Below are 19,510 nucleotides of genomic sequence, written 5' to 3'. Positions count from 1 at the left end.
TTGCCAACTTTCTCTACCTTGGGGATTTCAGGCGACAACCCGAAATCCCCAGGTATAGGCTATCTATGACGTCAGCGGTCGTCGGTTTATGAAGATTTTCTCACCCGCAGATACCATTCGCACAGTAGACGAACCTGCTTGCGGGTGTAACCTTTCTCCATCATCCGGTCAACGAAGTCATCGTGTTTTTTCTGCTCATCCGTTGAGGTTTTAGCATTAAAGGAAATGACAGGCAGCAGCTCTTCGGTGTTCGAGAACATTTTCTTCTCGATGACCGTACGCAGCTTCTCGTAACTGGTCCAGTTCGGGTTCCGGCCGCTGTTATTGGCACGGGCACGCAGGACAAAGTTGACGATTTCGTTGCGGAAATCTTTCGGGTTGCTGATACCCGCTGGTTTCTCGATTTTCTCCAGTTCAGCATTCAATGACTCACGGTCAAACAGCTGGCCGGTATCCGGATCACGGTACTCCTGATCTTGGATCCAGAAGTCTGCATAGGTCACGTAGCGGTCAAAAATATTCTGGCCGTATTCCGAGTAGGATTCCAGATAGGCGGTCTGGATCTCTTTGCCGATAAACTCGGCGTATTTCGGGATCAGGTAGCCTTTCAGGTGCTCCAGGTATTTCTCCGCCAGATCCTGCGGGAACTGCTCACGTTCGATCTGCTGTTCCAGTATATAGAACAGGTGTACCGGGTTAGCCGCGACTTCGGCATGGTCAAAGTTGAACACCCGAGACAGAATTTTGAAGGCGAAACGGGTCGAAAGGCCGTTCATACCTTCATCCACCCCGGCATAGTCACGATATTCCTGATACGACTTGGCCTTCGGATCGGTGTCTTTCAGGCTTTCACCATCGTAGACACGCATCTTCGAATAGATGCTGGAGTTGTCTGGCTCTTTCATACGCGACAGTACGGTAAAGCGAGCCAGCGTTTCCAACGTGCCAGGGGCGCAAGGCGCGTGGGTTAGTTCGCTGTTATCCAGCAGTTTGTCGTAGATTTTAATCTCTTCCGACACCCGCAGGCAGTAAGGCACCTTGACGATGTAAACACGGTCGAGGAAGGCCTCGTTATTTTTGTTGTTGCGGAAGGTCACCCATTCCGATTCGTTAGAGTGCGCCAGGATAATACCGCTGAACGGCAGGGCAGAGATCCCCTCGGTACCGTTGTAGTTACCCTCCTGGGTGGCGGTCAACAGAGGATGTAGCACCTTGATCGGCGCTTTGAACATCTCTACGAACTCCATGATCCCCTGGTTGGCACGGCACAGTGCGCCGGAGTAGCCATAGGCATCCGGATCGTTCTGCGCATGGTTTTCCAACTTACGGATATCCACTTTACCGACCAACGCAGAAATATCCTGGTTGTTCTCGTCGCCCGGTTCGGTTTTGGCGATGGCAATTTGTTCAAGTATTGAAGGACGAACCTTCACCACTTTGAATTTGGTGATGTCACCGCCGAACTCATGCAGGCGTTTCGCGGCCCACGGCGACATAATGGTGCCAAGATAGCGCGTCGGGATGTTGTATTCTTTTTCCAGAATAGTGGCATCCTCCTGCGGGTTGAACAGGCACAGCGGATGGTCGTTGACCGGGCTGCGCTCGCCGTTGGCGCTCAGGGTGTAAATCGGCACACGCTGCATCAAGGCTTTCAGCCGTTCTGCCAGCGAGGATTTACCGCCACCCACCGGGCCCAACAGATAAAGGATTTGTTTCTTCTCTTCGAGGCCCTGGGCAGCGTGTTTCAGGTAAGAAACTATCTGTTCGATAGCTTCTTCCATGCCGTAGAACTCCTCGAATGCCGGATAGCGTGCGATCACGCGGTTGGAGAACAGGCGAGACATACGCGACTCAAGCGCGGTATCGACCATGACTGGTTCACCGATAGCCATGAGTAGACGTTCTGCCGCATTGGCATAGGCACTGCGATCTTGCCGGCAGATGGAAAGAAATTCCTGCAGTGTGAACTCTTCGTCCTTGGCAGCTTCGTAGCGCTGGCGATAGTGGTCAAATATGTTCATGGCGATGCCCGTCCTTTCGTTATTAGCACAGGTTAAAAAAGGAGCTGGTGTTGGTATTCTGGCTCCCGAAAGCGTGAAGCTATGACTGAGTACAGCAACCCGTATGCCAACTTGGTGCGCTTATTCTCGCGAGTTGCGCTGTATTGCCACTGGGCTCAGCCTAAATTCACCTTCTGATTTTAAGCTTAGTTGCATACTGGAAAATTTCCTGCAAGAGAAAGGGTCTTTTTTAAGTCATTTCAATGACTCAGTTATGGCGAGGGGCGGCAAATGCCTTGTCTGGCGCGGGTTGCGGCAAAAAACGTCATCTTTTTGCCATCAATAATTCATCTTTGGGTTCTAAGTTATTCGATCTTGGTTGTTTTCTATTGTAAAGATCCGGCAGGCTCCTCGGTTTTCACATAAACTATAGCGGTTAATTACATCTTGTTATCTATGGAAAAAGCCAGTGAAGATATCTAAACTCAAAACGCTAGCAATTATCGCTTCCGCAATGGTTTGTGCGCACAGTGCTCAGGCAGGAAGCTGGTCACTCGGTGCTTCAGCGCTGGTCAGCCCCGATCCTTATCGTGGTTATCAGGATCGTGTCTATCCCGTTCCTATCATCAATTACGATGGCGATGATTTTTACTTCCATACGCTGTTGGCCGGTTACAACCTGTGGAAAGATCAGCAAAATCAGCTGAGCCTGATCGCCTATTACTCACCGTTGCACTATAAGCCAGGCGACAGTGACGACGATCGCATGAAGCAGTTGGACAAGCGCCGTAGCACCATGATGGCCGGTGTGGCCTTTACACATAGGGCTGATTGGGGAACGATCCGTACGGCCTTCTCTGGCGATACGCTGAACAACAGTAACGGCCTGGTGGGCGATATTGCCTATCTCTATAAGTTCCAGGTGGACTCCTGGAGTTTTGCTCCGGGCATCGGGGTAAACTGGAACAGCTCAAACCAGAACAAATACTACTATGGCATCAATGGCGATGAGTCACGCCGTAGTACCTTCAATACATACAAGCCGAGCGATAGCTGGTCGCCATACGTCGAATTGACCACCAACTATAATATCAACGCCAACTGGAATGCCTTCTTCACGGGGCGTTATACGCGCCTGGACAGCGAAGTTAAAGACAGCCCAATGGTTGATAAATCTTATACCGGCATGCTGTGGACGGGTGTGACATACACCTTCTAAGCGTACGGTGCATTATCTTGGTGCAGTGAGTGCATCGAAAAGGGGCGGAAACGCTCCTTTTGCACATCTGTGGTGCGGTCGATGATGACGAGAAGAGGGGCGAAATGACTCGCCCCAGTTTGATCAGCTATTTTTAATGCTGCGGATTTTCATCGCCAAGCGGGCAGGTTGCTCCCCAGAAGCGATCAGCGGCTTGCTCACGCGCCCGGTTTCCACACAAACCATGGTTTTGTAACCGTCGTTTGGCATGTCGCCCATGCTGCAGGAAAGCTCGACGCCTGGGTTCCAGGCGATCACATCGCTCATATGGTGATGATTGACCTCGATAGTCCTTTGCAATACCGGATCTTTGATCAGGCTGCAAGGCGTTGCCTGGGTGTAGATGCGATCGGTTTGCCCGGTAAACTCCAGCTCGCCAACCTGACGTGCCTCGATCCCCTTCGCCACCTTATCGATATAATGCTCGCCCAAACCGGCAACTTTCACCTTGTCGATGTCGCCGATCTGGAAATAGCTGTGCAGAGCAGCGGTAGCCTGGTAATCACCGTGTGATTCCAGCTCCATCTCGCACTCTTCACCCAGCTTGAAGCGGGCGATCAGGGTGAAAGCATGTGGCCACAATTTGCGGGTTTGTTCGTTGTCTTGCAGCGTGAAGGTCAGGATCACGCCGTTTTCGTCTTCATCGTGCGCGGTGAGCTGCCATGGCTGATTACGGGCAAAACCGTGGGATGGACTACCTGCCGGGCCAAACCACGGCCAGCAGATCGGGACGCCGCCGCGGATCGCCACGCCATTTTTGAATGGCGTATTGTTGCTCAGCCAAAACACCGGCTTATCACCGCTTGGTTGCCAGGCCAGCAGATGGGCCCCTTGCAGAGTAATGGCCGCACGGACTTTCGGGTGAGAAACCACCACCACTGGCAGTTCGTCCAGTTGGCGTTGGCTGATAAAAGGGGTGATTTGTTCGCTAACGGGTAGGGTGAAGATTTTTTCGTTCATGTTGTTGCCTTCTTTTCGCCGCAAAAACAAATAAAAAGGGCGACACAAGTGTCGCCCTTGATAATCAACTGCGCATCAAGCCATTACTTGGAGATGTGAGCGATCAGGTCCAGTACTTTGTTTGAGTAGCCAGTTTCGTTATCGTACCAAGAAACCAGTTTCACAAAGGTGTCGCTCAGCGCGATACCGGCTTTAGCATCGAACACAGAAGTCAGTTTCTCGCCGTTGAAATCGGTAGAAACCACTTCGTCTTCGGTGTAGCCCAGCACGCCTTTCAGCTCGCCTTCTGAAGCGGCTTTGATAGCAGCACAGATTTCTTTGTAAGAAGCTGGTTTAGCCAGACGAGCAGTCAGGTCAACCACAGATACGTTCGGAGTAGGAACGCGGAACGCCATACCGGTCAGTTTGCCGTTCAGTTCTGGGATTACTTTACCTACTGCTTTAGCAGCACCGGTAGAAGAAGGGATGATGTTCTGGGATGCGCCGCGGCCGCCGCGCCAGTCTTTGTGAGACGGGCCATCAACGGTTTTCTGAGTTGCGGTGGTGGCATGCACAGTGGTCATCAGAGCTTCAACGATGCCGAACTTGTCGTTGATGACTTTGGCCAGTGGTGCCAGGCAGTTGGTGGTACAAGAAGCGTTGGAAACGATTTCTTGGCCAGCGTAAGACTTGTGGTTCACGCCCATAACGAACATAGGGGTGTCATCTTTAGATGGGCCAGTCAGAACAACTTTCTTAGCACCTGCAGCGATGTGTTTACGTGCAGTTTCGTCAGTCAGGAACAGGCCAGTTGCTTCAGCAACGACGTCAACGTTGACTTCGTTCCACTTCAGGTTAGCCGGATCTCTTTCTGAGGTACAACGGATGGTTTTGCCGTTAACAACCAGGTGGCCGTCTTTAACTTCTACAGTACCGTCGAAACGGCCGTGAGTAGAGTCATACTTCAGCATGTAAGCCATGTACTCTGCGTCTAACAGGTCGTTGATTGCAACGATTTCGATGTCAGAACGTTCCTGAGCAGCACGGAAAACAATGCGACCGATACGGCCAAAACCGTTGATACCTACTTTGATAGTCATATATTCCACCAGCTATTTGTTAGTGAATAAAAGGTTGGTTGTAAAATTACAAAAACCTTACCGAGCGTCAAGCGGAATCGTGTCAATTCTTGCTGCAAGTCAAACCAGAAGGCCGGTTTTGCACACAAATCGCACATTCCATTCACGTTTGTCCTCCCATCGATATGGGGGCAAACCGCCAAGTATAAAGTCAGCACGTGCAAGATATGTGATCGAAGTCACATATGGCGGCAGCGTAACCTTTATGCCGTACAGTTTAGGCTAAAAAGGCCTGCAGCGTTGTTAATTTTTTGTTATTATTACTCATTGTTTTCGTTGACATTATCCACATTGCGGGAATAGCACAAATGGCTAAAGAGACAACCCCTAAGACACCGCTCACGGAACTGAATGATATCCAACGTTATGTGACGCAAGAGCGTGGCACCGAAGCCCCCTATAGCGGTAAATTACTGCATAACCAGCGTGAGGGCGTTTACCATTGCCTGTGCTGTAACGCGCCACTGTTCTTCTCCGCCAGCAAGTTTGATTCTGGCTGCGGCTGGCCCAGCTTCTATCAGCCGGTCTCGGACGATGCTATTCGTTATCTTGATGATAATTCACATAATATGCATCGAGTTGAGATCCGCTGTGGTAACTGCGACGCGCATTTGGGACACGTGTTTCCCGATGGTCCGCAGCCGACTGGCGAACGTTACTGTGTCAACTCCGCGTCACTGAATTTCACCGACGACGAGAATGGCGAGCAAACGGCAGGTTAAGCTGTAACTAAACCAACAAAATCGATTCAGCTAATTATTCATCCTTGGGTGAGGACATGCTCTGATGGAAGTAAAAGATCTGATTGCGGCCATGACGCCGGAAATCTACCAGCGGCTGGTTCTGGCTGTGGAACTGGGCAAGTGGCCGGATGGTGTGGCATTGACGCCAGAGCAGAAAGAACACAGCCTGCAGGCGGTGATGCTGTGGCAGTCGATGAACAATGCGGACCCACAGCATATGAGCATTGGCACCGATGGGCAAATCGTGATGAAAAGCAAACAGGAGCTGAAGCAGCAGTTTATGGCCGAGCCGTTGGCCAAGCTGAAGCCGCAGTGACCTGTTGCTGATAGGGCGATGTTGTCATCGCCCTGAAGGTTTTATTGCTTCTTCGGGCTCAAGCCTAAGCTTTCCGCCAGTTGATGGGCCAAGCGGTTGTTATCGTCCGCGCCATACTCCCAGAACATCGCCCCTCCCAATCCTTTGCTCTTGATGTACTCGGCCTTGATGGCTACCGAGCGTGGGTTTTCATAGCTTATTGCGAACAGCGGCTTGCCTGCGGCTGACTTCATCATCAGATAGGGCACCTTGGCCTCGTTATCCCAATGCGCGGTGAAGCGCCGTTGTGGGTCTTTCAGCATCTTGTTCACGATATCGTTGTACTTGATGTAGCTGTCTTTATCCAAATCCACGCCCAGCGACTTGAAGACGTCTTTTTCACGTGTGGTGAAATAGGGCTGGGTGACGGGATGCTTGGCCGCATCTGCCACATCCCAATCAATACCTGGCTCGGTGGCACGTTTAGGTACCCGGCCATAGAAACCGATCCCCAGATTGAGTTGAGCAGGCTTCAGCCCGGCGGCCAGATAGTTGTTAACCACAAAGTCGGCGCTGTACTTGTCGGCGGCGGCCACGGTTGGCCACTCCTTGGAGTCATAGAGATTGGAGTTGAAATACTGGGTACCGTACGCCATGTCGTAGGTCATCAGATTGATGTAATCCAGATAGGGCGCGATAGCCTTAACGTCGACCCATTCCTGCGGACTTTTGACGTTGGCCCCCACGGCGATGGTCAGCAGTTTATCTTTACCCAGCGCCTGATGCAGTTCGCTCAGCAGGGAGGTGAAGTTGGTCCGGTCGGCCGGTTGGCTTTCCACCAATCCCCAGGCACCGTTAACCGGGTATTCCCAATCCAGATCGATACCATCTAGCTGATACTTGGCAATCACTTCCTGCACCGAACGGATAAACACCGCCCGGCTTTCCGGTGTGGCTGCCGCGCCGGAGAACCCACGGGCTCCCCAGCCGCCAACGGACAGCAAAACCTTCAACGCCGGGTTTTGTTGGCGCAATACGGGTAAGCGCTTTAAGTCTGCTTCGACTTTTGGTGAGAGATAGATTTGGTGCAGGTGGGAGGGATCTTTCAGTGCCGGGTTGGTTTCTTCTTTTTCAGCGTTATAAATCAGGCCAAAAGAGTAGTTGAGGTGGGTGATCTGGCTGACGTCCAACTGGTTGATATCACCGCCCGGCCCGGCGGTCACGTCGCCACCGCCGTTAAAGTAGCCAACAGAAAGATAAGGTGCGGCGTGCGCGATGCCTGCGCCAGCAATACCGAGTTGCACCGCTACCAGCAAGGGCAGCAGTTTACGGGTTAAAGCCATGTTGTCTCCTTTGGTCAGCAAGGCCGACCTGAACCGCCTGGGGCGGTATCAATAAAGCCGGGCTCGGTAGGCCCCGGATGCGTATAACTTATTGATGCCAATGCATCAGCGGCCATCACAACAAAAGAGACGAGAGGGGACAAGGTGAGCGCGTAGAAGAATGGTGAGAATGTGAGCAGCGTCGAAAATAAAACGTTTGGCGGGGATATGGGGCGCCAAGGTCAAGCAGCCCCCAAAACCGTTAACGCTGAGTAAACTGTGACAGTGTAACTAATTGTGCGCCAGCCGACTGCATTTCGGCTAACGCCTGTTCGCTGTCGTCGGGACGCAAATTGACACCTCGGCAGCCATCGGTAATGACCTGAGTCTGATAACCCAAACGCAAGGCATCTAACACGCTGAACTTGACACAATAATCGGTGGCTAGCCCCATCACGGCGAGATGAGTGATGCCGCGCTCCTTCAGCCAGCCATCGAGTGCCGTTTGCGCCCGGAGCCCGTTATCAAAAAAAGCACTATAGCTATCGATATCCGGGTTCTCACCCTTACGGAATATCGCTGCGATGTGCTGCTTATCAAGCTGAGGGTGAAGCTCTGCGCCAGGGCTGCCCTGAACGCAGTGCACTGGCCACCAAATCTGGGGCAGCCCTTCAAGTTCCCCAAGCGTGCCAATCTGTGCGTTGGAGTTAATGGCGAAGCTGCGATGATCCATCGGGTGCCAGTCCTGGCTGGCGACCACCGTTTCGTTACGGGCCAGGCTGGCTGCGATAGCCTGATTGGCGACGGCAATGGTGGCATCACCTTCTGCAACGCCTAAAGCGCCGCCGGGGCAAAAGTCGTTTTGCAAATCAATCAGCAGCAGTGCTGTTTTCATCAGAATTCCTACTTCGGTTAGCCCGCAGCGCTCAGTTCGCCACGCAGGTCTTGTTGCATCAGGCTGCGGATCTCTTCTGGGGTTAACGGCTGGCTCAACAGATAATGCAGCTTGGTCAGCGCGGCTTCCACCGTCATATCAAAACCGCTGATCACACCAGCATGGGCCAGGGCATTACCGGTCGCATAGCCCTCCATATTGACCCGTCCAGAGATACATTGTGTCAGGTTGACCACTACGATGCCACGCTCGGAGGCGTCACGCAATTCATCCACCAGTTCGGCCTTTTGCGGCGCGTTACCGACGCCGTAAGAGCGCAGGATCAGTGCTTTGACCGGTTGCAGCAGGAAGTTACGTACCACGGCACCGGAAATCCCCGGATAAATCGTCACCACGCCGATGGGCTGTGGCGTGATGTTATGCACGATCAATTCCCCGTTGCACACTGGAGAGGCGATGCCGGTCTGGCGGCGTATGTGGATACCTGCTTCCAGTAAGGGCGGGAGATTAGGGGAGGCGAAGGCATCAAAGCCGTCGGCATGTGCCTTGGTCGTGCGGTTGCCACGAAACAGCTTGTTGTTGAAGAACAGGCTGACCTCGTTCACTGGATGATTGGCGGCCAGATAGAGGGCATTCAACAGATTGGTTTGGCCGTCGGAGCGCAATTCTGCCAGCGGGATTTGCGATCCGGTGACGATCACCGGCTTATCCAGGTTCTCCAGCATGAAGGACAGGGCTGAAGCGGTAAACGCCATGGTGTCGGTGCCGTGCAGAATAACAAAGCCGTCATAGCGGGTGTAATTCTGTTTGATGTCGTCGGCGATATGCTGCCAGTCTTCGGGGGTCATATCCGAAGAGTCGATCAACGGGGCATATTCATGAATGGTGAAATCCGGCATTTCTGGCCGATGGAACTCGGGCATCAGCGCCAACTGGCGCTGAAGGTGGCCGGAAACCGGGATGTAGCCCTGTTCGGAACGCTGCATACCGATAGTGCCGCCGGTATAGGCGACGTAAATGGATTTCTTTTGCATGGCTTTGATCTTGTGGCTGTCAGATAGGCTGAATTATAGGGAGATGGCAGGAGAAAAAAAGCCCGGCGGATGCCGGGCTAGAGATTTATTTGTTAACGGACCTCTCCGCAAGTCAGGCATATGGCATAACGATGCTGCGGATCGTTCAGGTTATTAAACAGGCCAGGCTGTTCTTTCACCGCCAGCGCCACCGATGCTAACGGAGCGGGCAGCATTGACTGGATCGCCGCAGGCAGCATGGCATGGATAGAAACGCCAAACTGGCTGAGCAGCATATCCGTCATGCTAGGAGCATCGATAAACCAGTTGAGTTGCCACTGTGGCAGCTTGGCCAGCTCTGCCGCTTTCTTCACTGCGTCGTCAAAGTCACCCAGTTGGTCGACCAGGCCATTTTTCTTGGCGTCGCTACCGATCCAGACATGACCCTGAGCAATTTGATCGACCTGCTCCGGCGTCATTTTCCGAGAGGTTGCCACCAGGTTGATGAAGTTCTTGTAACCGTTCTCGATGTTTAACTGCATCATCTGTGAGAACTCTGGTGGCAGGGCTTTGGTCACGGCTAGATCGGCCAGTGGCGACGTCGCGACGCCGTCAGTATGTACTCCAACGCTGTCCAGCGTGTTCTCATAGGTGTTGATCACGCCAAAGATACCAATGGAGCCGGTGAGGGTGCTCGGGCTGGCAATAATATAATCTGCCGGTGTCGACACCCAGTAACCGCCAGACGCGGCCATTCCGCCCATGGAAACTACCACTGGCTTACCTGCGGCGCGAACCGCGGCCAGCTCGGAGCGGATCACTTCTGAAGCGCTGACGCTACCGCCAGGGCTATTGACGCGCAGGATAACGGCTTTGATTTTTGGATCCAGACGTGCCTGACGCAGTTGTGAGGCCGTGGTATCGCCACCGACCGATCCTGGCGTCTGTGGGCCATCCATGATCGCGCCATTGATAAAGATAACGGCGATCTCACCGCCCTGATCCGGTGCCGGTTGCGGCTGGTAATCGTAGATGCTGACCGCATTGAAGTCATTGCTCTGCTTGTCCCAACCGAAGGTTTTCACCAACTGTGTTTCTATCGCAGTACGTGAGGCCAGCTCATCGACCAGTTTGCTGTTCAGCGCGAATTGCGCGGTGTCGCCACCCGCTGCCTTTAAGCCACTGAGAATATCTGCTGCGCCTGGGAACAACTGATCTGGCGTGAGTTGACGATTAGCCGCCACCGTATCCAAGTAGTTTTGCCACAGCCCGCCGACCCAGCGGCTATCGGCTTCCCGCGCTGCCGGTGACATATCGTCACGGATCAGCGGTTCTACGGCAGATTTATAGGTGCCCACGCGGAAAATATTGGTGGTGACCTTCAGCTTTTCCAACAGGGATTTGTAGTAAAGGTTGTTGGTGGCGAAACCATGCAGATCGACGGCACCCTGAGGTGACAGATAGATCTTGTTGGCATAGCTGGCCAGGTAGTATTGCGTCTGGTTATAGCTGTCGCCGATGGCATAGATCGGTTTACCGCTGTCGCGGAACTCGCGCAGTGCCTTACCGATGTATTGCAGGGAGGGTTGATCTGCCCCGGCAAAATCATTCAGCTGCAACACCATGCCGGTGATGTTTTTATCATCTTTGGCTTTGCGAATGGTATCCACCAGGTCAAACAGTGAGTTTTCCTGCAGACGGTTGCTGGAGGCGCCCAACAGTTCGCGGCCCCACTGACGAACCCGGTTGTTCACCGAAGGTTGATCGACCACCACGCCGCTGAGATCGACCAGCAGTGCGCCATGCGGGGTTGCTACCGAAGAGTTGCCTTGGAGTGAGAGATAAATACCGACCCCGACCAGGATCAAGAAAATCAGGAACAAGTTCAGGATAAGTTCCCTGACAAAATTCAGCAGACGCCATGTCCATCTGAAAATACCTGCAATAATTCGCCCCAATGTGCGCATGTGCTCTCCAACAAGAGTCTAGAATGTTCCGCTATCCTAATGAGCGGCCGAAGAAATGTCAGCTTTAAATCACCTGCCATTTATCCCCATGCAGCTTGAATGGCAACGGGTATAGACAGTATTACAGAGGCTGTAACTCTATGTAGAGCTATGTTAACGTGATTTATACGAAAATTGTTATCAGGAGTTAATGATGGATGCACTGGATCTTTTACTCAATCGCCGTTCTGCGTCACGCCTGACCGCCCCGGCACCCACAGGTGAAGTGCGTCAGAATATCATCAACGCCGGGCTGCGCGCACCGGATCACGGGACGTTGCAACCGTGGCGTTTTATCCTGATCGAGGATCAGGGTCTGCAACGCTTCAGTGAATTACTGCAAGCGGCCGCCAGACACGATGAGCTGGATGAGAGTGCAGTAGAAAAGGCCAAACAGGCACCTTTTCGTGCGCCACTGATTATCACGGTGGTTGCTCATTGCAGTGAGCATCCTAAAGTGCCTCGCTGGGAGCAGATTGTCTCTGCCGGCTGCGCGGTGCAGGCGATGCAAATGGCCGCCTTGGCGCAGGGCTTTAATGGCATCTGGCGCAGCGGTGCCTGGACAGAGCATCCGTTGGTGCGCGAAGCCTTCGCCTGCCGCGAGCAGGACGAGATCGTCGGTTTCCTCTATCTGGGCACGCCGCAGTTAAAAGGTTCCACTAAAGTGGTCGCTCCGGACAGTACGCCTTTCGTCCGCTACTTCTAATCCGCCATGCGGGAACTCGCTCGAGAATGCGCGATAACCCGCAGTTTTGTACTGTTTCTGAGCAGGTCGTACGCATAATGCCAACCTGCTCTTATCAATCCCCTCGGCAAGCGCTACCCTATATCCCATTGTGATATCCTTACGTTCGTTTGTTACCCAGAGGGAGTGGACTATGACATCGCCGGCCATTCGTTTGACCCAGTACAGCCACGGCGCTGGCTGCGGCTGTAAAATCTCACCCAAAGTGCTTGAAACGATACTGCATAGTGAGCAGGAAAAGTTTATCGATCCCCATCTGCTGGTGGGTAATGAAACGCGTGATGATGCTGCGGTGTATGACATCGGTAACGGCGTGGGCATTATCAGCACCACTGATTTCTTTATGCCGATCGTCGACGATCCCTTTGATTTTGGCCGTATTGCGGCAGCCAACGCCATCAGCGACGTGTATGCCATGGGCGGTAAACCGATCATGGCCATCGCTATTCTCGGCTGGCCGATTGCCAAGTTGCCCGCAGAGGTTGCCCAACAGGTGATCGACGGTGGCCGCTATGCTTGCCAGCAGGCGGGGATTGCATTGGCGGGTGGCCATTCGATCGATGCTCCTGAGCCGATTTTTGGCTTGGCCGTAACAGGTATCGTCAAAACCGAGCTGGTGAAGAAAAACAGTGCGGCGCAGGTCGGCACCAAGCTATTTCTGACCAAACCACTGGGCATTGGCGTACTGACCACCGCAGAGAAGAAAAGCAAACTGCTGGCCGAACACCAAGGCTTGGCTACTGAGGTCATGTGCCAGTTGAACAAGCCCGGGGCAGACTTTGCCGAAGTGGCAGGCGTAACGGCGATGACCGATGTTACCGGCTTTGGCCTGCTTGGCCACCTTAGCGAGATGTGCCAGGGTTCCGATCTGCAGGCAACCGTATGGTTCGAATGCGTGCCGAAACTGCCGGATGTGGAACGTTATATCAGCGAAGGCTGCGTGCCGGGAGGTACCGGGCGTAACTTTGAAAGCTATGGTCACCTGGTGGGGGCCATGAGCGATCTGCAACGTCAATTGCTGTGCGATCCGCAAACCTCCGGCGGTTTGCTGCTGGCGGTCTTGCCGGAAGCCGAAGCTGAAGTGCAGGCGATAGCGGCTCGCCATGGCATCACGCTGAACGCGATTGGTGAATTGCAGGCCGCACAGGCGGGCAAACCACTGATCGAGGTTGTCTAGTGTCAACGGTGCAGACTCGACAGGATACGCAAGACTACCAGCGCCTTTTTCTACAGGATGTGCCGCTGATTGACGTGCGCGCGCCGATAGAGTTTACGCAGGGAGCATTCCCCTGTTCAGTTAACCTGCCGCTGATGAGCGACAGTGAACGTCAGGCGGTAGGCACCTGCTACAAACAGCAGGGTCAACAAGCTGCAATCGCTCTTGGACACAGCCTGGTCAACGGTAAACTGCGTGAGCAGCGCACGCAGGCCTGGATCGAACAGTGTGCCCGGCAGCCGGAAGGTTATATCTACTGTTTCCGCGGTGGTCTACGTTCGCAATTGGTACAACAGTGGCTGCGAGAGGCCGGTGTTGACTACCCACGCGTGATTGGTGGCTACAAGGCGCTGCGCAATTTTTTGCTTGGTGCGCTTGAGGCTGCTGCTGCGTTGCCTATGCTGATCGTTGGCGGTAATACCGGCTGCGGCAAGACGCTGTTGATTAATGAATTGGCGGCCGGTATCGATCTGGAAGGGATCGCCCATCATCGCGGTTCCTCCTTTGGCCGTACGCTGGTGAAACAGTCCAGCCAAATTGATTTTGAGAATCAGCTGGCAACGTGCATGTTGAAGAAACAGCACGGCGGTTGCCGCCATTGGGTGTTGGAAGATGAAAGTCGGATCATCGGTTCGAATAATCTACCCTTAGGGCTGTTCAATGGTATGCAACAGGCAGCCCTGGTGGTGATTGACGATCCGTTCGACGTGCGCGTGGCACGGCTGCAAGATGAGTACATCGACCGGATGCGCATTGCCTTTGAGCAAGCCTATGGCGAGCAAGACGGCTGGCGGCAATATGATGAATATCTGCATCATGGCCTGTTTGCCATCCGCCGCCGCCTGGGGCTGGAACTGTTCCAGCAGTTGACGCTGCGTCTGGAATCGGCGCTGCAAGTGCAACGGCTCAGTGGTCAAAGCGAAGCGCACCAGCAATGGCTGGTGCCGCTGCTGCAACACTATTACGACCCGATGTATCGCTATCAATTAGAAAAGAAAACCCAACGTGTGATCTTTCGCGGTAATTACGCGCAAGTCAGAGAGTTCCTGATGACGTATAGCCAGAATAACGGTGAATAATGCGACTTTTTATAGCCGAAAAACCGAGTTTGGCCCGCGCCATTGCTGATGTATTACCCAAGCCCCATCGCAGGGGGGACGGCTTTATTGCCTGTGGCAGCAACGATGTGGTGACCTGGTGCGTTGGGCACCTGTTAGAACAGGCCCAGCCGGATGCTTACGATAGCCGTTACGCGCGCTGGTCGTTGGCCGACTTACCGATAATCCCGCAGAAGTGGCTGTTGCAGCCGCGCCCTTCGGTCAGCAAGCAGCTGAACGCGATCAAAAAGCTGTTGGCAGAGGCCGACGAAGTGATCCACGCAGGTGACCCGGATCGGGAAGGGCAGTTGCTGGTGGATGAGGTGCTGGATTATCTGGCACTGACCCAGGAAAAGCGCCAGAACGTGCGGCGTTGTCTGATTAACGATCTCAACCCGCAGGCGGTGGAGCGTGCTGTACAGCGTCTGCGTGATAACCGTGACTTTATCCCGTTGTGCGTTTCCGCGTTAGCGCGTGCGCGTGCCGACTGGCTTTACGGCATCAACATGACCCGGGCTTATACGCTGCTAGGGCGTAACGCGGGCTATGATGGTGTGTTGTCCGTGGGGCGGGTACAGACGCCGGTGTTGGGGCTGGTGGTGCGGCGCGATGAAGAGATCGAAAACTTCGTCCCGAAAGACTTCTTTGAGGTGAAAGCGCATATCGTCACGCCGAAGGAAGAGCGCTTTGTCGCCCTGTGGCAGCCGAGTGAATCCTGCGAACCATACCAGGATGATGAGGGGCGTTTATTACACCGGCCATTGGCCGAACACGTGGTTAAACGCATCGAAGGCGCACCGGCGCTGGTCACCTCGTATAATGATAAACGGGAATCAGACACCGCTCCGTTGCCGTTTTCTCTTTCCACGCTGCAAATTGAGGCGTCAAAACGCTTTAACCTCAGCGCCCAGCAGGTGCTGGACGTTTGCCAACGGTTGTATGAAACACACAAGCTGATCACTTACCCGCGTTCTGACTGCCGTTATCTGCCAGAGGAACATTTTGCCGGACGCCATGCGGTATTGAATGCCATCAGCGTACATCAGCCGGATCTTTATCCACAGCCGATTATCGATAGCGAGCGCCGTAACCGTTGTTGGGACGATAAAAAGGTCGATGCTCACCACGCGATTATTCCCACTGCGCGTGCCAGCAAGGCCAGCCTGAGCCAGGACGAACTGAATGTTTATGGCTTGGTGGCCCGGCAGTATCTGATGCAGTTCTGCCCGGATGCAATGTTCCGCAAATGCGTCATCGAGCTGGATATCGCCGGCGGCAAGTTTATCGCCAAGGCGCGTTTCCTGGCTGAGGCGGGCTGGCGTACCCTGTTGGGTAGTAAAGAGCGTGATGAGGAAAACGAAGGTGCACCGCTGCCTGTTGTCGCCAAAGACGATGAGTTGCTGTGCGAGCGTGGTGAAGTGGTTGAACGCCAGACTCAACCGCCACGGCCCTTTACCGATGCCAGCCTATTGTCGGCCATGACCGGGATTGCGCGTTTTGTGCAGGATAAAGCGTTAAAGAAAATCCTGCGAGCGACCGATGGTTTAGGAACAGAGGCAACGCGCGCAGGTATTATCGAGCTGCTCTTCAAGCGGGCGTTTCTCTACAAGAAAGGGCGCTATATTCATTCCAGCGAAACCGGGCGGGCACTGATCCATTCATTGCCGGACCTGGCTGCACGCCCTGACATGACGGCGCAGTGGGAGTCTACGTTGACGCAAATCAGCGAAAAATCCTGCCGTTATCAGGACTTTATGCAACCGCTGGAGGGCACACTGCAACAGCTGATCTATCAGGCTAAGCAGAGCCGGGCTAGTATAGCGTTTCGTGGCTTGTCGCCTGCACCGTCAGCCGGGGCGAAAAAGCGTAAAAAAAGTGCCGGTAAGGCACGGGAGAAAAGTGAATGAGCCGCATACCCTTGTTGATTGGTTGTTTGGCATTGTTTTCCACCGGCGTATTGGCCAATCGCGGCAACGTCGATGTCGTCGTGCCGGTTTCCCCTGAAATATGGGGTACCGCACGTACTACGACAACGCCGCCGCCCTGCAACCGTTGCTGCATTTATCAGAATCAAAACTATTCTGAAGGTGCGCTGCTGAAAGTGGGCGACGAGATGATGCAGTGCGCGCGCGACCCTAACGTCACGGGCACCAATCCGTTAATCTGGATCCGCCTCAAGCGGTGATTTTAACTGCCTGATTTCTGTACTCACCTTAACCGTGCCGCCAATTGATTTCAATTCCTGACAACGGCGCTATTACAGCGCCTTACCACTGTGGGAGAGGGGTGGGGTGAAGCGGATATAGCTTTCCAACAGGGGAATATCGGCGGGGGCTAGCGGGTAATCTCTGGCTTGCTCGGGCGTAACCCAAGCAAATGCGCTATGGCAATGTAGCTGTAATTCCCCGCTGAAGGAGACAACCTGCCAAGCATGTAGCCGAATAATCCTCTCCTTTTGCGGCCACTGATTGCTGGCCACAAAACTCCCCACTTTGGCGATAATGCCCAACTCTTCCCTCAGTTCACGGGTGAGCGCCTGGGGCTGGCTCTCAGCCATTTCGACCTTACCGCCGGGAAACTCCCATAGGCCAGCCTGATCGCTGCTGTTGTCGCGCTGGGCGAGCAGGATCTTGCCATCTTGTTCGATAATGGCGGCAACGACATCAATGATTTTCATAGCTTGGATTCAATGTTGCCCCGACCTGCATCGGGGCTGGGAGATTACAGTGCGAACTCGGCCCAGACAGGAGCATGGTCTGAAGGTTTCTCCATGGCACGGATCTGATAATCAATGCCGGTGGCGGTACAACGCCCAGCCAATGAGGTACTAGCCAGCAACAGATCGATGCGCAGACCACGGTTTTCATCAAAACCGCGCGAACGATAGTCAAACCACGAGAACTCATCGTTACGCTCAGGGTTGGCATGACGGTAGGTATCTACCAGACCCCAGTCCAGCAGGCGGCCCATCCATTCACGCTCTTCAGGCAGGAAGGAGCATTTTCCGGTGCGCAACCAACGTTTGCGGCTCTCTTCACCAATACCGATGTCCAGATCGCTTGGGCTGATGTTCATATCGCCCATGATCAACACCTGCGACTCCGCAGGCAGCTGTTGCAGATAATTTTGCAGATCTTGATAAAAGCGGGTTTTGGCTGGGAATTTGATAGGGTGGTCGCGGCTTTCTCCCTGCGGGAAGTAACCATTAATCACCGTCAATGTACCTTGTGGTGTCGCAAGGTCGGCCATGATGATACGACGCTGTGCATCTTCTTCATCAGTAGGAAAACCGCGGCGTACGGCAAGAGGTTCATCTTTAGTCAGCAACGCCACGCCGTAATGGCCTTTCTGCCCATGATAGAACACGTGATAGCCGTGTTGGCTAACGTCTTCCAGCGGGAACATATCGTCGTGAACTTTGGTTTCCTGCAGGCCGATCACATCCGGCTGATGCTGCTCGATAATTGCTGCCAGTTGATGCGGACGTGCACGCAGTCCATTGATATTAAAAGAAACAAACTTCATGAGCGCTGCCGTTTTTATCCGAAAAAATGTGTTCAGATAGTAGCAGAGTTTGGCCGAAAATGTAACGCGGACCAGCGGCGGTTTGCCGCTGGTAGCCAGGGATTATTTCGCCCAGCGGTCGTAATTCTGCGGCTGATAGTCATCAAACAGCTGGATTAAGGCTGCCGGAGAATCGCTGATATGCAAGGTCTTGAGATAATCATGCCGCATAAAGCCTTGATCGGCGACATGCTGTAAAAACTGGCTTAGCGGGTGGTAAAAACCGTTAACATCCAGCAGCCCGACCGGCTTGCTGTGGTAACCGATCTGCCCCCAGGTCCAGATTTCGAACAGCTCTTCCAGCGTACCGATGCCGCCAGGCAGGGCAATAAAGCCGTCGGCCAGTTCGGCCATCCGCGCCTTACGGGTGTGCATGTCGGGGACGATTTCCAACTCGGTCAGGCCACGGTGCGCCGTTTCGGCCTCGACCAGCCGTTGGGGAATGATGCCTATTGCTTCACCACCAGCCTCTAGTACCGCGTCTGCTACCACACCCATTAATCCTTTTTTACCACCGCCATACACCAGACGCCGCCCTTGGGTGGCAAGCAGGTGACCTAGTTGGCGGGCATGTTCGACATAGGCTGGATTATTGCCCTCGCTGGCACCACAAAAGATACAAATGTTGTTACGCATGACTTTCCCTTGCTGCTTTTAACGAAGCCAGTGGTATAGCGAATTGTGGGATTTAGTTCAAGGGGAATTGGTATTGCGATGGAGCTGGGAAGGATGACTTCTTACAGTCGAAACTCGTTGTCTGAGTAATGGTGCTTTATACCGCTACACCTAAGCTTGAGGCAGGTGGGAGTCATAGCAGGTTAGCCGTCCGTTGAGCGCATGGATGCACGATTGCGAGCCCCCAGGGACGGGTTTACGGCGTGTCGGCGTTCTGTATGACTTCCACCTGTAGCACAATAAGGAGCAGCTATTTGGTTCGGTGGTGCATGATGATACGACGAAAATATTAAGTCTGTGAGGGGGGATACAAGGATGGTGGTGGGGAGGATGACTTCGTATAGATGAGGCTAGTTGTCTGAGTAATAGTGCTTTATACCGCGACACCTAAGCCTGAGGCAGGTGGGAGTCATTGCAGGTTAGCCGACCGTTGAGCGCATGGATGCGCGATTGCGAGCCCCCAGGGACGGGTTTACGGCGTGTCGGCGTTCTGTATGACTTCCACCTGTAGCACAATAAGGAGCAGCTATTTGGTTCGGTGGTGCATGATGATACGACGAAAATATTTAGTCTGTGAGGGGGGATACAAGGATGGTGGTGAGG

At 53.7% G+C, this 19,510-nt stretch carries 18 protein-coding genes; 8 read left to right on the top strand and 10 right to left on the bottom strand.

All coding sequences use genetic code 11. The annotated features are described in order from the left end of the window. Positions 1–86 precede the first annotated feature (86 nt). Entirely contained in the window at positions 87–2,021 is a 1,935-nt protein-coding gene (gene yeaG, locus N6G83_RS27735; RefSeq protein ID WP_021806619.1) for a protein kinase YeaG, read from the bottom strand. Positions 2,022–2,514: 493 nt separating this feature from the next. On the opposite strand from yeaG, the gene N6G83_RS27730 reads away from it, so the two are divergent. Then, entirely contained in the window at positions 2,515–3,219 is a 705-nt protein-coding gene (locus N6G83_RS27730) for a MipA/OmpV family protein (RefSeq protein WP_074029389.1), read from the top strand. Between the two features lie 123 nt (positions 3,220–3,342). Here N6G83_RS27730 and N6G83_RS27725 read toward each other — a convergent pair whose 3' ends face one another. Together N6G83_RS27725 and gapA are read right to left on the bottom strand one after the other, a co-directional pair. Continuing rightward, on the bottom strand, positions 3,343–4,218 hold the full coding sequence (locus tag N6G83_RS27725) for a D-hexose-6-phosphate mutarotase (RefSeq protein WP_211136616.1): 876 nt from the start codon (positions 4,216–4,218) through the stop codon (positions 3,343–3,345). Between the two features lie 83 nt (positions 4,219–4,301). Then, positions 4,302–5,297, bottom strand: a complete 996-nt coding sequence (gapA, locus tag N6G83_RS27720) for a glyceraldehyde-3-phosphate dehydrogenase (RefSeq protein WP_021181204.1) — start codon at positions 5,295–5,297, stop codon at positions 4,302–4,304. Positions 5,298–5,644: 347 nt separating this feature from the next. Between gapA and msrB the strand changes: the two genes are divergently transcribed. Together msrB and N6G83_RS27710 are read left to right on the top strand one after the other, a co-directional pair. Beyond that, positions 5,645–6,058, top strand: coding sequence for a peptide-methionine (R)-S-oxide reductase MsrB (gene msrB, locus N6G83_RS27715; protein WP_074029247.1), 414 nt, complete (start codon positions 5,645–5,647; stop codon positions 6,056–6,058). Positions 6,059–6,122: 64 nt separating this feature from the next. After that, complete coding sequence (locus tag N6G83_RS27710) at positions 6,123–6,395, top strand: YeaC family protein (protein WP_021181206.1); 273 nt, start codon at positions 6,123–6,125, stop codon at positions 6,393–6,395. A gap of 41 nt (positions 6,396–6,436) precedes the next feature. On the opposite strand, the gene N6G83_RS27705 is transcribed toward N6G83_RS27710, so the two are convergent. From N6G83_RS27705 to sppA, 4 genes are all read right to left on the bottom strand, one after another. Further along, the gene (locus N6G83_RS27705; RefSeq protein WP_024528775.1) at positions 6,437–7,717 is read right to left on the bottom strand and encodes a glycoside hydrolase family 18 protein; all 1,281 of its coding nucleotides are present in this window, start codon (positions 7,715–7,717) and stop codon (positions 6,437–6,439) included. A 241-nt stretch (positions 7,718–7,958) separates the two neighbouring features. Beyond that, entirely contained in the window at positions 7,959–8,591 is a 633-nt protein-coding gene (pncA, locus tag N6G83_RS27700; RefSeq protein WP_024528776.1) for a bifunctional nicotinamidase/pyrazinamidase, read from the bottom strand. Between the two features lie 17 nt (positions 8,592–8,608). Beyond that, complete coding sequence (ansA, locus tag N6G83_RS27695) at positions 8,609–9,625, bottom strand: asparaginase (protein WP_024528777.1); 1,017 nt, start codon at positions 9,623–9,625, stop codon at positions 8,609–8,611. A gap of 92 nt (positions 9,626–9,717) precedes the next feature. Continuing rightward, entirely contained in the window at positions 9,718–11,571 is a 1,854-nt protein-coding gene (gene sppA / locus N6G83_RS27690; RefSeq protein ID WP_211136615.1) for a signal peptide peptidase SppA, read from the bottom strand. 193 nt (positions 11,572–11,764) lie between these two features. Between sppA and N6G83_RS27685 the strand changes: the two genes are divergently transcribed. The 5 genes from N6G83_RS27685 to N6G83_RS27665 all read left to right on the top strand — a co-directional run bounded on the left by N6G83_RS27685 (position 11,765) and on the right by N6G83_RS27665 (position 16,853). Further along, a complete protein-coding gene (locus tag N6G83_RS27685) occupies positions 11,765–12,316 on the top strand; it encodes an NAD(P)H nitroreductase (RefSeq protein WP_024528779.1) in 552 nt (183 codons plus the stop codon). A gap of 172 nt (positions 12,317–12,488) precedes the next feature. After that, positions 12,489–13,532 (top strand): selenide, water dikinase SelD, encoded by a 1,044-nt coding sequence (selD, locus tag N6G83_RS27680; protein WP_211136614.1) that lies wholly within the window; start codon positions 12,489–12,491, stop codon positions 13,530–13,532. Then, positions 13,532–14,650 (top strand): tRNA 2-selenouridine(34) synthase MnmH, encoded by a 1,119-nt coding sequence (gene mnmH, locus N6G83_RS27675; protein WP_024528780.1) that lies wholly within the window; start codon positions 13,532–13,534, stop codon positions 14,648–14,650. Before selD ends, mnmH begins: the two co-directional genes overlap by 1 nt. Next, complete coding sequence (locus N6G83_RS27670; protein WP_211136613.1) at positions 14,650–16,575, top strand: DNA topoisomerase III; 1,926 nt, start codon at positions 14,650–14,652, stop codon at positions 16,573–16,575. Before mnmH ends, N6G83_RS27670 begins: the two co-directional genes overlap by 1 nt. Beyond that, complete coding sequence (locus tag N6G83_RS27665) at positions 16,572–16,853, top strand: DUF1496 domain-containing protein (protein ID WP_024528782.1); 282 nt, start codon at positions 16,572–16,574, stop codon at positions 16,851–16,853. Before N6G83_RS27670 ends, N6G83_RS27665 begins: the two co-directional genes overlap by 4 nt. A gap of 72 nt (positions 16,854–16,925) precedes the next feature. Here N6G83_RS27665 and N6G83_RS27660 read toward each other — a convergent pair whose 3' ends face one another. From N6G83_RS27660 to N6G83_RS27650, 3 genes are all read right to left on the bottom strand, one after another. Continuing rightward, on the bottom strand, positions 16,926–17,345 hold the full coding sequence (locus tag N6G83_RS27660; RefSeq protein WP_074029235.1) for a pyrimidine (deoxy)nucleoside triphosphate diphosphatase: 420 nt from the start codon (positions 17,343–17,345) through the stop codon (positions 16,926–16,928). A gap of 44 nt (positions 17,346–17,389) precedes the next feature. Next, a complete protein-coding gene (gene xthA / locus N6G83_RS27655) occupies positions 17,390–18,193 on the bottom strand; it encodes an exodeoxyribonuclease III (protein WP_211136612.1) in 804 nt (267 codons plus the stop codon). Between the two features lie 102 nt (positions 18,194–18,295). Further along, positions 18,296–18,868: a TIGR00730 family Rossman fold protein gene (locus tag N6G83_RS27650; RefSeq protein ID WP_024486669.1), complete on the bottom strand. Its 573-nt coding sequence runs from the start codon at positions 18,866–18,868 to the stop codon at positions 18,296–18,298. Between the last annotated feature and the right edge of the window lie 642 nt (positions 18,869–19,510).

Source organism: Serratia sp. PL7 (assembly GCF_945957435.1).
The sequence above is the reverse complement of the archived record's forward strand: the minus strand, read 5'-3'. Positions and strand labels throughout refer to the sequence as shown.

Bases quoted from the DNA above. Each gene is read 5' to 3' on its own strand.
- N6G83_RS27710 (WP_021181206.1), top strand. From the start codon at position 6,123: ATGGAAGTAAAAGATCTGATTGCGGCCATGACGCCGGAAATCTACCAG.
- xthA (WP_211136612.1), bottom strand. From the start codon at position 18,193: ATGAAGTTTGTTTCTTTTAATATCAATGGACTGCGTGCACGTCCGCAT.
- ansA (WP_024528777.1), bottom strand. From the start codon at position 9,625: ATGCAAAAGAAATCCATTTACGTCGCCTATACCGGCGGCACTATCGGT.
- N6G83_RS27685 (WP_024528779.1), top strand. From the start codon at position 11,765: ATGGATGCACTGGATCTTTTACTCAATCGCCGTTCTGCGTCACGCCTG.
- N6G83_RS27650 (WP_024486669.1), bottom strand. From the start codon at position 18,868: ATGCGTAACAACATTTGTATCTTTTGTGGTGCCAGCGAGGGCAATAAT.
- gapA (WP_021181204.1), bottom strand. From the start codon at position 5,297: ATGACTATCAAAGTAGGTATCAACGGTTTTGGCCGTATCGGTCGCATT.
- N6G83_RS27730 (WP_074029389.1), top strand. From the start codon at position 2,515: ATGGTTTGTGCGCACAGTGCTCAGGCAGGAAGCTGGTCACTCGGTGCT.
- N6G83_RS27705 (WP_024528775.1), bottom strand. From the start codon at position 7,717: ATGGCTTTAACCCGTAAACTGCTGCCCTTGCTGGTAGCGGTGCAACTC.
- selD (WP_211136614.1), top strand. From the start codon at position 12,489: ATGACATCGCCGGCCATTCGTTTGACCCAGTACAGCCACGGCGCTGGC.
- N6G83_RS27665 (WP_024528782.1), top strand. From the start codon at position 16,572: ATGAGCCGCATACCCTTGTTGATTGGTTGTTTGGCATTGTTTTCCACC.
- yeaG (WP_021806619.1), bottom strand. From the start codon at position 2,021: ATGAACATATTTGACCACTATCGCCAGCGCTACGAAGCTGCCAAGGAC.
- sppA (WP_211136615.1), bottom strand. From the start codon at position 11,571: ATGCGCACATTGGGGCGAATTATTGCAGGTATTTTCAGATGGACATGG.
- msrB (WP_074029247.1), top strand. From the start codon at position 5,645: ATGGCTAAAGAGACAACCCCTAAGACACCGCTCACGGAACTGAATGAT.
- N6G83_RS27725 (WP_211136616.1), bottom strand. From the start codon at position 4,218: ATGAACGAAAAAATCTTCACCCTACCCGTTAGCGAACAAATCACCCCT.
- pncA (WP_024528776.1), bottom strand. From the start codon at position 8,591: ATGAAAACAGCACTGCTGCTGATTGATTTGCAAAACGACTTTTGCCCC.
- N6G83_RS27660 (WP_074029235.1), bottom strand. From the start codon at position 17,345: ATGAAAATCATTGATGTCGTTGCCGCCATTATCGAACAAGATGGCAAG.
- N6G83_RS27670 (WP_211136613.1), top strand. From the start codon at position 14,650: ATGCGACTTTTTATAGCCGAAAAACCGAGTTTGGCCCGCGCCATTGCT.